A 12,253-nucleotide genomic window follows, 5' to 3' on the forward strand; every position below is an offset into this window, starting at 1 on the left:
TTACTTAGAATCAGTTTGATTTAAAGTAGCCTTTCATTATACCTCTGTGTGAATTCTTAATAAATTGAAGAATCTCATCGCGTTCTGGTGTGGCTTCCATTTCTGCTTCAATTAAATCTGCAGCTTGGGTATTATTATAATTCTTTTGATATAAGATTCTATAAATGTTTTGAATCTCTCTAATTTTTTCTGGGCTATAACCTCTGCGTCTTAAACCTACTGAATTTATCCCAACGTAAGACAATGGTTCTCTACCTGCTTTAACAAATGGAGGCACATCTTTACGCACTAAAGATCCACCAGTTACAAAAGCATGATTTCCTACTGAAACAAATTGATGAACAGCTGTCATACCTGCTAAAACAACATAATCGCCAACGGTAATATGTCCTGCTAGAGTACTATTGTTAGAAAAAATACAATTGTTTCCCACTATACAATCATGAGCAATATGGCAATAAGCCATTATTAAACAATTATCTCCAATAACCGTTTTCATTCTATCGGTTGTACCTCTGTTGATTGTTACACATTCTCTTATTGTAACATTATTTCCAATTTCTACAGTTGTGTCCTCATCGTTATATTTTAAATCTTGCGGCACTGCAGAAATTACAGCACCTGGGAAAATATTACAATTCTTTCCTATACGTGCACCTTCCATAATGGTTACATTACTTCCAATCCAAGTACCTTCTCCAATTTTCACATTATTATGTATCGTTGTAAAAGGTTCTATAACAACATTCTTAGCAATTTTTGCGCCAGGATGTACGTAAGCTAAAGGTTGGTTCATAAATATATTATTTAACTTTTGAGATTTGAGCCATTAATTCGGCTTCTGCACATAATTTACCATTTGCATAAGCATAGCCTTGCATGTGACAAATACCACGTCTAATAGGTGTGATTAATGAACATTTAAAAATTAAAGTATCACCAGGCACTACTTTTTGTTTGAATTTTACATTATCCATTTTCATGAAGAATGTTAGGTAGTTTTCAGGATCTGGCACTGTACTCAATACTAAAATACCACCTGTCTGTGCCATTGCCTCAACGATTAAAACACCAGGCATTACTGGTTGACCAGGAAAATGTCCTTTGAAGAACTCTTCGTTCATAGTCACATTTTTCATGCCAATAACATGATTTTCAGTGAGCTCAAATACCTTATCTAATAACAAGAAAGGTTGTCTGTGAGGTAACATATCCATGATTTGATTCACATCCATTAAAGGAGCAGAATTCAAATCAATTTGCGGAACATTATTTCGTCTTTCATTCTTTATAAGTTTAGACATTTTCTTTGCAAACTGTGTGTTTACAAAATGTCCAGGTTTATTAGCAATAACCTTACCTCTAATTCGAGTACCTATTAACGCCAAATCACCAACAACGTCTAGAAGTTTATGTCTTGCTGCTTCATTAGGATAATGCAAGGTTAAATTATCTAAAATACCATTCGGCTTTACTTTGATTTTATCTTTATCAAAAGCGACTCTAAGTTTTTCCATAGTCTCAGGAGATAATTCTTTATCTACATAAACTATAGCATTATTTAAATCACCACCTTTTATTAAACCATGCTCTAGAAGCATTTCAATTTCGTGTAAAAAGCTGAAAGTTCTAGCATCTGCAATATCAGTTTTAAAATCTGAAACTGAATTCATCGTGGCATTTTGAGTTCCTAGAACTTTAGTTCCAAAATCTACCATTGTAGTCACTTGATAAGAATTTGAAGGCATTAAAATAATCTCACTACCAGATTCTTCATCACAATAAGAAACCACTTCTGTGACCTGATACTCTTCTCTAAACGCATCTTGCTCAACAACACCAGCTTTTTCTATTGCTTCAACAAAGAACTTTGACGAGCCATCCATAATTGGTGGTTCTGACGCATCTAATTCTATTATTGCATTATCAACATCTAGTCCGACTAAAGCTGCTAACACATGCTCACAGGTTTGAATCGTCACTCCATTTCGCTCTAGACAAGTACCACGTTGTGTATTAGTTACATAGTTTGCATCTGCTTCAATTTTCGGACTTCCTTCTAAATCAACACGTTCAAATAAAAATCCAGAATTTTCAGCTCCAGGCTTAAATACTAATTTTACATTTGCTCCTGTATGAAGTCCTACGCCTTCTAACGTAACCTCTTTTTCAATGGTTTTTTGTTTCGTTTCCGTTTTAATTATTGCCATCTACTTTTTTTTCTAATTCGTTTATAGTTTTAACAAGCTTTGGTAAATTCTTAAAATAAACATACGATTTATTCCAGTCTGTATATCCAAAAGAAGGTGAACCTTGTAAGATTTCACCATCTTTTACATTTCTTCCTATACCAGATTGAGCCTGTACTCTAACATTATTACCAATAACCAAATGACCAGCAATACCTACTTGTCCTCCGATTAAACAACTTTCACCTATTTTGGTAGAACCTGCCACACCAGTTTGTGCAGCGATTACGGTATTCTCACCAATTTCAACATTATGTGCTATCTGAATTTGGTTATCTAATTTTACACCAGATCTAATAATTGTAGATCCCATCGTAGCCCTATCTATTGTTGTACCAGCACCAATGTCTACATAATCTTCTATAATTACATTTCCTATTTGCGGGATTTTAGAATACTTTCCTTCTTTACTCGGAGCAAATCCAAATCCGTCAGCACCAATAATTGCTCCTGAATTTATCACACAATTATCACCAATAATACAATCTGCATAGACTTTTCCACCAGAGAAAATCACTGTATTATCGCCTAGTCTAACATTATCACCAACATATGCGTTAGGAAAAATCTTTACATTTTTACCAACCTCTACATTCTCTCCTATATAAGCGAATGCGCCAACATAAATATCGTCTGGAACTTTAGTTGCTTCAGATATATAACTAGGTTGCTCTATGCCTGATTTATTTAATTTAATCTGGTTGTAATATTCTAACAACTTTGAAAACCCTTCATAGGCATCTTCAACTTTAATTAGTGTTGTTATAATCGGATTTTCAGGTTCGAAATCTGAATTAACAATAGTTACAGATGCTTCAGTTGTATATATATAAGGAGTGTATTTTGGATTTGATAAAAAAGTTAAAGAACCTTGTGATCCTTCTTCAATTTTTGACAACTTGTAAACCTCGATATTTGGGTTGCCAACTACGGTTCCTTCTAAAATACCTGCGATTTGTTCTGCTGTGAATTTCATGTGTTTATATCTATTGTTTTTCAACGGTCACATGGAACATTCCAAAATAATCATTCTGTCTAATATTAAATTTTGGATATAAATGTTTCAATTAATTGATTTTATAGTGTCGGTTGCTTTGCGCAAAAATAGAAAAAATGTATCACATTTTGTTTTTAGGATAGCACATATAATATTTAGTTACTGGTTTACTCAGCGCTTTTAAGTTTAATTGATCCGATGCTTTAACGATATCCTTGATTTTACCTGACTTTAAAAGAACATTAATATGCTGCTTTTTATTCTGGTATGCTTGATTTGTTATCTCACCTTGAAAAACAAAATAGTCTGCTTCAGTTTTAGAAATATTGTATGTATCCATTAACACATTAGAATGTGCAATTAACTCTGAGGATTTAATTGGCTTATTCTTCAATTTAATTTTTAGCAAATCTCTATTAATAATCATCACACAGAGATTACTAAGAACAAAATCTTCGTGATATTGCCAGTCTTTCATTGCAGCTACAATATCGTAATCGTCTAGTTTAGCAAAAATCTCTAAGTTTCCTGTATTAAAACTTTCTGCGTTAATTTCAGAATTAAGAAAATAATATAAAGGTTCACTACTTCTTAATGTCGTTCCTAATTGCACTAATTCCTTAGCGCGTTTTAAAATTCGCATTAGTAGTTGTTCTGCAACAACACCAGTTTTATGCAAATACACTTGCCAATACATAAAACGTCTTGCTACTAAGAATTTTTCAACACTATAAATACCTTTTTCTTCAACAACCAATTCATCATTAACTACATTGAGCATTGTAATAAGGCGTTCACTATTAATGTTACCTTCAGCAACACCTGTATAGAAACTATCACGCTTTAAATAGTCAGCTCTGTCCATATCTAATTGACTAGATATTAACTCACACATAAACTTACGAGGATATTCTCCTTTAAAAATAGAAATGGCTAACGTTAAACTTCCGTTAAACTCTTCATTTAATTCTTCCATGAAACGCAATGAAATTTCTTCGTGAGAAATGTCATTTACAATACTATGCTCCATAGCATGTGAGAAAGGTCCATGACCAATATCGTGCAATAAAATGGCAATTAGTAATCCATTATCTTCGTCTTCTGAAATCTCAACTCCCTTAATACGAAGTACATTGATCGCTTTTTGCATTAAATGCATGCAACCTAAAGCATGATGAAAACGTGTGTGATGTGCGCCTGGATATACTAAATAAGATAATCCCATTTGACTAATACGACGTAGTCTCTGAAAGTATTTATGCTGAATAAGATCGAAAATTAACGAATTAGGAATAGTAATAAATCCGTAAATTGGATCGTTAAATATTTTTAGCTTATTATTTGTAGGCAAAACTTTTAAAATTCACAATTAGAAAACAAATATACACCAACATGATAAATATTCTCTGGGTTGACGATGAAATCGATTTATTAAAGCCACATATTATCTTTTTAGAACAAAAACAATATAATGTTACGACTTGTCAAAGTGGTACTGAAGCTTTAGAAATAATCAATGATACTAATTTTGACATTGTCTTCTTAGATGAAAATATGCCTGGACTTACAGGTCTCGAAACTTTAAACGAGATTAAAGAACGTCGCGCTAATCTTCCAGTGGTGATGATCACCAAAAGTGAAGAGGAATATATTATGGAAGAAGCTATTGGTAATAAAATTGCAGATTATTTGATTAAGCCTGTAAATCCGCATCAAATCTTATTAAGCTTAAAAAAGAATTTAGATCACTCACGATTAGTGTCTGAAAAAACCACTTCTAATTATCAGCAAGAATTCAGAAAGATCGCTATGGATTTATCTATGGTTAATTCTTATGAAGAATGGGTAGATTTATATCATAAATTAGTCTATTGGGAATTAGAGCTTGAAGACATTGAAGATGTTGGAATGACAGATATTCTAGAATCTCAAAAGTCTGAAGCTAACAATCAATTTGGTAAATTCATAGAGAAAAACTACGAAGACTGGTTTCAACCTAATACAGATTCGCCTATAATGTCGCATACTTTATTTAAGGATAAGGTTGTGCCAGAATTAAGTGATAAGCAACCAACACTATTAATTGTTATAGATAACTTAAGATACGATCAATGGAAAGCCTTTGAGCCTATCGTAAATAATTATTATAAAAAAGCTTCAGAATTATCCTTCTTTAGCATCTTACCTACTGCAACACAATATGCTCGTAATGCCATATTCTCAGGATTGATGCCAGCTGATATGGAAAAACTATTTCCTCAGTATTGGAAAAACGATACAGATGAAGGTGGTAAAAATATGCACGAAGGTGATTTTTTAAGAGAACAATTAAAACGTTTAGGTCTTTCGCATTTAAAACACGAATATCACAAAATCACAAATTTAAGAGCTGGTAAAAAATTGGTTGAAAATTTTAGATCTTTAAAGGATAACGATTTAAATGTTGTGGTTTATAATTTTGTAGATATGCTCTCCCACTCCAAAACAGAAATGGAAGTGGTTAAGGAATTAGCATCTAATGATAAAGCATATCGTTCTTTAACAGTTAGTTGGTTTAAGAACTCTCCTTTGTTAGAAATGATTCAATTATCACAGCAATTAGGTTTTAAATTGATTCTAACAACAGATCATGGAACTATAAACGTAAAAGCTCCTTCTAAGGTTATTGGAGATAGAGATACAAGTTTAAATCTGCGTTATAAAACGGGTAGAAGCCTAACATATCAAGATAAAGACGTCTTAGCTGTTAAGAACCCAAAGTCTGTACACTTGCCATCATTATCTATGAGCAGCTCATTCATTTTTGCTAAAGGAGATCTATTTTTGGCTTATCCTAATAACTTTAATCATTATGTGAGTTATTATAGAAACACCTATCAGCATGGTGGTGTGTCTTTAGAGGAAATGGTGATTCCGTTTGTGGTTATGGATCCTAAGTAACATCATACATATTGTCTTGCTGAACTTGTTTAACTTCGTTGAATCTTCGATTTCAGTATCTTATCTATACTTTATTACGCATAATGATGTGATCCTGAAATAAATTCAGGATGACAGATATATTGATTTTGGATAAATCAATATGTCTGTCAAAAGCATAAAAATCCGATGAAATACACTTTTCTCTAGGATATCCCAGTTTTTATTACTAACATTGTAGTCCAATTTATTTAAAGTTTTATTGAAAACAATTGATTTTACATACCATTTAAAGGACATCGATGCCATTGCAGCTTGTGTTTTAGAACATTTAGATTCTAAAACTATTTTGTTTAATGGATCTATGGGAGCTGGCAAGACCACATTTATTAATGCATTATTAAAAGCTATGCATAGTGATGACGTCGCTACAAGCCCTACTTTTTCAATTGTAAATGAATATGCTATACCAAATGATAAAATTTATCATTTTGATTTCTATAGAATTGAATCTCTAGATGAAGCTTATAATTTTGGTATAGAAGATTATTTTAATAGTAGTAATTGGATATTTATAGAATGGCCAAAACGTATAAAAAAATTATTACCAGAAGATGCTCAAACTATTACTATAACTGACTTAAACGATAACAAAAGATCCCTCAAATTAACTATAAACACAGAAAATTTAACCAAAAATATTGCTATGACAGAATCGAAATTTTAAACAAAATTTCACTAACATTCATATATAAGATAGTGTGCTAGTTACGGGAAAACCGTAATAGAAACCTCAAAATTTTTTGGATTTTAACACTAATTGATTTTTACGGACGCTGTATGCGCCATACATTTGTAGTAATTAATTAAATCCCTTAAATTATGAAAACTAAGAAACTAGTACTAGCAATTGCTATCTTCGGAGGAATGTTATTTACTGTACAGGCAACTAACATTATCGACTTAGATGGACAGACTACAACACAAATCGAAAAGAAACTTCGAAAAATGGTTAAAAACGGATAAAAATAAATTAAGTAGAAGTGCAGTTATTGGTACTTTAATTGCAACTATCATAGCTTCTACCCCTTTATTATATTCTTTACATGAAAGTGTTCCGACCAGTAAGGTTTGGAACACTTTTTTGTTTACATATGAAAGTGGTTTCTGGGAGGAAGCACAATATGCTATGTGGGTTTACACAAGCAAGGCTATACCACTTATATTATTAACTATTTGGTTTTTCACTTGTCGTCATTGGTGGTATCATGTAATATTGGTACCGATTGTAATGTTTGCATTTCAAGCTGTTAATAGCTGGAATGCAGATGCTGGAAAGCTAGATGAAGGACAGATTGTTGTATTACTTCCTATTCTAGCAATTATAGTACCTTCAATTTATCTAATTAGAGCAAAAATGTTTAATAAAATTAATGATGCTGACAAAACTCTAGAAGAGCTTGAAGAAGAGTTTATGATTAAGCCCAAAACAGTTTGGGGTAAGGTTAAGCAATATTTTTAAACATTACTTATTATACCTTAAGATATTATTCGTAATTTGAATTAGATTAATTGTAGTGCCAATTTATAACGTTTCGTTATATTGCACTACTTACTAATTAACTAACATAAATGAGTAAATCTTTATCACCATTTACCAAAGCTCAATTATTACCACAAGAAGAAACCTTAGAAATTCTTAAACAAAAAGGTGAACTTTTTATTGGCATACCAAAGGAAACCCATTTTCAAGAAAAACGTGTTTGTTTAACACCAGATGCAGTTTCGGCATTAACAGCCAATGGTCATCGTGTATTGTTTGAGTCTGGAGCAGGTGAAGGCGCTAATTTTAAAGATAAAGACTATAGTGAGGCTGGTGCAGAAGTTTCCAAAGACACAGCAAAAGTATACTCCTGCCCTATTATTCTTAAAGTAGAGCCACCTTCTATAGATGAGATTTCGCTCATTAACCCACAAACTATTTTAATTTCTGCTTTGCAAATTAAAACACAAAGCAAAGCGTATTTTGAAGCTTTAGCAAAAAAGCGTATCACAGCCTTAGCTTTTGAATATATTAAAGACGAGGATGGCGCATATCCTGCTGTACGCTCTTTAAGCGAAATTGCTGGTACAGCTTCAATTCTTATTGCCTCCGAGTTGCTTTCTAACGTCAATGGTGGTAACGGCTTAATGATGGGCAATATTAATGGTGTGCCACCAACTGAAGTCTTAATTTTAGGTGCTGGTACTGTTGGAGAGTTTGCGGCACGTTCTGCTATTGGTTTAGGCGCTAATGTGAAAGTCTTTGATAGTTCTATTACTAAATTACGTTGTATTCAAAATAATTTGGGACGTACAATTTATACTTCAACCATGCAGCCCAAAAATCTTTTAAAAGCATTAAAACGCTGTGATGTAGCTATTGGTGCAGTAAGAGGTACCAATCGTTCTCCAGTTATAGTTACCGAAACAATGGTAGATCACATGAAGCGAGGTTCGGTAATTATAGACGTAAGTATTGATATGGGAGGTTGTTTTGAAACCAGTGAAGTCACCACTCACGATCATCCTACTTTTGAACATAATGGTGTTATTCATTATTGTGTACCAAATATACCTGCGCGTTATTCTAGAAGTGCCTCTGTATCAATCAGTAACATTTTTACTCCTTACCTTTTAGAAATTGGTGAACATGGTGGCATAGAAAATGCACTTCGATTTGATAGAGGATTAAAAAATGGGTTGTATTTTTACCACGGCATTTTAACTAATAAATCTGTAGCCGAATGGTTTGGATTAGATTATAATGATGCCAACCTATTAATTTTCTAATTGTTTTAAATGAAATTTACACAACGTTTAGGCTATTATCTTGGAGGTTTTGCCATTGGTCTAGTTATTCTTATGTTTTTCTTGAATGGTAAAGATGCGTCTTGTGACTATAGTCCTAACGCAAGAACTGTAAAAAATATCAGTTCTAAACCTATTCTGTATTCAGAAAACGCTTCAGACTTTATAAATAACAATCAATTAGATTCTATCACAATTGTAAATCTGGTTAAATACGGTAGCGTCAATTTTTCACAAAGTGAAACTAATTTAGATTCATGCAATGTGTATCATATTGAGAATAGTTACAAAGAACGCGACATGGAACTTACAATTAAAAACTGCGATTCTCTAGCTACACTTTTAAAAATTGATTTTTCTACGAATTAATTCAAATTATTTGACCTAAAAATTTAGACTTTTCAATCTAAATCTCCATCTTTGATATCTATATTAAAATAGTAAATATAAACTCATGAAAGTATTAGTAACTGGAGCTGCAGGTTTTATTGGATTTTATGTATCCAAAGTGCTATTAGCTAAAGGACATCAGGTTGTTGGACTAGATAATATTAATGATTATTATGATGTAAACTTAAAGTTTTCAAGATTAAAAGAACTTGGAGTTAACAAGAATGATGCTGAAGTATTTAATGCGATCTGCAATAGTGAAAATGACAATTTTTCATTTATAAGAATGAATCTCGAAAACCGAGAAGAACTTCCTAAATTATTTAAAAACGAAAACTTTGATATTGTATGTAATCTTGCAGCTCAAGCTGGTGTAAGATATAGTATTGAGAATCCTGAAACTTATGTAGATTCTAATTTAGTTGGTTTTCTTAATATCCTAGAATGTTGCAGACATAACGACATAAAGCACCTTGTTTACGCAAGTAGCTCTAGCGTATATGGTCTTAACGAAAAGATACCGTTTTCTACGGATGACAATGTAGATCACCCAATTAGTTTATATGCAGCCACAAAGAAGAGTAATGAGTTAATGGCGCATACGTATAGTCATTTATTTAAGGTACCAACTACAGGATTGAGATTTTTTACTGTTTATGGACCATGGGGAAGACCAGACATGGCTATGTTCTTATTTACTGATGCTATTGTAAATGATAGACCTATCAAGGTATTTAATCATGGGAAAATGGAACGTGATTTTACTTATGTAGATGATATTGTAGAAGGTGTTGTAAGAATAATTGAAAAATCACCGCAAGTTAGAGTTGACAATAATGACTATTATAAAGTCTATAATATTGGAAATAATAACTCTGTGAAGTTATTAGATTTTATAAAAGAAATAGAAATCAATTTAGATAAAACTGCTACAAAGAATATGATGCCAATGCAACCTGGTGATGTAGAACGTACTTGGGCTGATGTAGATCAATTGATTAAAGATTATGATTATCGTCCAAATACATCAATTAAAGAAGGGGTTAAATCTTTTATAGATTGGTTTAAAGCGTATTACAAATAATATTGAAGCATTTTAACGATAGATTCTGTTTCTTTTTCTAATGATATGAAGTTTAACGTAAAAACATGTCGTTAGTATAAAAATTTAGAAGAATTAGATTTTTTCGCACAAATTTGTCGTCATTTAAAATAACAAACCCAAGTCAAATAAACTTAAAACTATGAATATAACAAAGATTTGCTGTATAGGAGCGGGATACGTTGGAGGACCAACTATGGCTGTAATTGCAAAGAAGAATCCAAATATAAAGGTCACTATTGTCGATATAAACCAAGAGCGTATTGATGCTTGGAATGACAGTGATGTCTCTAATTTACCAATATACGAACCAGGTTTAGCAGAAATCGTTGAAGAAACAAGAGGGAAAAATCTATTTTTCTCAACTGAGATTGATAAGGCTATCGATGAATCTGAGATGATTTTTATCTCTGTAAACACACCAACCAAAACATATGGTAAAGGTAAAGGAATGGCTGCAGATTTAAAATATGTAGAACTATGTGCCAGAAATATTGCAGAAGTTGCAAAAACAGATAAAATTGTTGTAGAAAAATCTACACTACCTGTAAGAACTGCTCAAGCAATAAAAAGCATTTTGCACAATACTGGAAGTGATGTTAAGTTTGAAATCTTATCTAACCCAGAATTTTTAGCTGAAGGGACTGCTATCCAAGATTTATTAAATCCAGATCGCGTTTTAATTGGAGGTGAATCTGAATCTGCTATTGACAGCTTAGCAAATGTTTATGGAAGTTGGGTTTCACAAGACAGAATATTAAGAACTAATGTTTGGTCATCAGAGCTTTCTAAATTAACGGCTAATGCATTTTTAGCGCAAAGAATATCTTCTATTAATGCCATTTCAGAATTATGTGAGCATACAGAAGCTAATGTTAATGAAGTTGCAAAAGCTATTGGAATGGATTCTAGAATCGGCCCAAAGTTTTTAAATGCTTCTATTGGTTTTGGAGGTTCATGTTTTCAAAAAGATATATTAAATCTTGTTTATATTGCTAGAAGCTACAATTTAAATGCAGTGGCTGATTATTGGGAACAAGTTATCATTTTAAATGACCACCAAAAAAGACGTTTTTCTGACCATTTAATAAGTACACTATATAATACTGTTTCTGGTAAGAAAATAGCAATGCTAGGTTGGGCATTTAAAAAGGACACTAACGATACAAGAGAATCTGCTGCAATCTATGTAGCCGATCATTTACTAAGCGAACAAGCTAATATCGCTGTTTATGACCCAAAAGTGTCTGAGAAGAGAACTCAAGAAGACCTTAATTATCTCAATACAAGATCTGAAGAAGAAAACAAGGAACTTGTTAAATCTTTCGATAATCCCTATGAAGCAATAAAAGATGCACATGCCATTGCAATTATGACCGAATGGGATGAATTTAAAGATTACGATTGGAATAAAATTTACGGCCAAATGAAAAAACCAGCATTTATTTTTGATGGTAGAAATATACTAGACAAAGATGAAATGACTAAAATTGGTTTTGAGTACTCTTCTATAGGGAAGTAACATTTAATTGGTTTAATCATATAAAAAAGGCATTACTATTTAAAACAGTAATGCCTTTTTTTATTTCTATAGTTGTGAAATTAATTCACGATTAACTTCTTAGATACCTCTTTATTTACATCTACTAATTTTATATTTGATTTCTTTCATGATCCCGGCTCTCTTAATACCAGATAACTACCAGCACACAGTAGCGGACTCAGGCTTTTTTCCATTGCTTGCAG

General features: G+C 32.3%; 12 protein-coding genes. 8 read left to right on the plus strand and 4 right to left on the minus strand.

Features of this window, described 5'->3' with window-relative positions:
- Positions 1–10 precede the first annotated feature (10 nt).
- The 4 genes from lpxA to QZZ53_RS09790 form a co-directional block, all read right to left on the minus strand.
- Complete coding sequence (gene lpxA, locus QZZ53_RS09775; RefSeq protein ID WP_296384065.1) at positions 11–796, minus strand: acyl-ACP--UDP-N-acetylglucosamine O-acyltransferase; 786 nt, start codon at positions 794–796, stop codon at positions 11–13.
- 7 nt (positions 797–803) lie between these two features.
- Complete coding sequence (locus QZZ53_RS09780; protein ID WP_296384068.1) at positions 804–2,210, minus strand: bifunctional UDP-3-O-[3-hydroxymyristoyl] N-acetylglucosamine deacetylase/3-hydroxyacyl-ACP dehydratase; 1,407 nt, start codon at positions 2,208–2,210, stop codon at positions 804–806.
- Positions 2,197–3,225: a UDP-3-O-(3-hydroxymyristoyl)glucosamine N-acyltransferase gene (gene lpxD, locus QZZ53_RS09785; protein WP_296384070.1), complete on the minus strand. Its 1,029-nt coding sequence runs from the start codon at positions 3,223–3,225 to the stop codon at positions 2,197–2,199. The genes QZZ53_RS09780 and lpxD overlap by 14 nt, the downstream gene beginning before the upstream one ends.
- A 142-nt stretch (positions 3,226–3,367) precedes the next feature.
- Entirely contained in the window at positions 3,368–4,597 is a 1,230-nt protein-coding gene (locus QZZ53_RS09790) for an HD domain-containing protein (RefSeq protein WP_296384071.1), read from the minus strand.
- Between the two features lie 41 nt (positions 4,598–4,638).
- Here QZZ53_RS09790 and QZZ53_RS09795 point away from each other — a divergent pair, with 41 nt between their 5' ends.
- From QZZ53_RS09795 to QZZ53_RS09830, 8 genes are all read left to right on the plus strand, one after another.
- Positions 4,639–6,186, plus strand: coding sequence for a bifunctional response regulator/alkaline phosphatase family protein (locus QZZ53_RS09795; RefSeq protein WP_296384073.1), 1,548 nt, complete (start codon positions 4,639–4,641; stop codon positions 6,184–6,186).
- Between the two features lie 241 nt (positions 6,187–6,427).
- Complete coding sequence (gene tsaE, locus QZZ53_RS09800; protein WP_365940528.1) at positions 6,428–6,892, plus strand: tRNA (adenosine(37)-N6)-threonylcarbamoyltransferase complex ATPase subunit type 1 TsaE; 465 nt, start codon at positions 6,428–6,430, stop codon at positions 6,890–6,892.
- 155 nt (positions 6,893–7,047) lie between these two features.
- Positions 7,048–7,191, plus strand: a complete 144-nt coding sequence (locus tag QZZ53_RS09805) for a hypothetical protein (RefSeq protein ID WP_296384076.1) — start codon at positions 7,048–7,050, stop codon at positions 7,189–7,191.
- Positions 7,133–7,687 (plus strand): hypothetical protein, encoded by a 555-nt coding sequence (locus tag QZZ53_RS09810; protein ID WP_296384078.1) that lies wholly within the window; start codon positions 7,133–7,135, stop codon positions 7,685–7,687. Before QZZ53_RS09805 ends, QZZ53_RS09810 begins: the two co-directional genes overlap by 59 nt.
- A 110-nt stretch (positions 7,688–7,797) precedes the next feature.
- Positions 7,798–8,997, plus strand: a complete 1,200-nt coding sequence (locus QZZ53_RS09815; protein ID WP_296384080.1) for an alanine dehydrogenase — start codon at positions 7,798–7,800, stop codon at positions 8,995–8,997.
- A gap of 9 nt (positions 8,998–9,006) precedes the next feature.
- The gene (locus QZZ53_RS09820; protein WP_296384082.1) at positions 9,007–9,384 is read left to right on the plus strand and encodes a hypothetical protein; all 378 of its coding nucleotides are present in this window, start codon (positions 9,007–9,009) and stop codon (positions 9,382–9,384) included.
- An 85-nt stretch (positions 9,385–9,469) separates the two neighbouring features.
- The gene (locus tag QZZ53_RS09825; RefSeq protein WP_296384084.1) at positions 9,470–10,489 is read left to right on the plus strand and encodes an NAD-dependent epimerase; all 1,020 of its coding nucleotides are present in this window, start codon (positions 9,470–9,472) and stop codon (positions 10,487–10,489) included.
- Positions 10,490–10,649: 160 nt separating this feature from the next.
- Positions 10,650–12,029, plus strand: coding sequence for a nucleotide sugar dehydrogenase (locus QZZ53_RS09830; RefSeq protein WP_296384086.1), 1,380 nt, complete (start codon positions 10,650–10,652; stop codon positions 12,027–12,029).
- Positions 12,030–12,253 lie beyond the last annotated feature (224 nt).

This window comes from Winogradskyella sp., assembly GCF_016744625.1.
Classification (GTDB): Bacteria; Bacteroidota; Bacteroidia; order Flavobacteriales; family Flavobacteriaceae; genus Winogradskyella.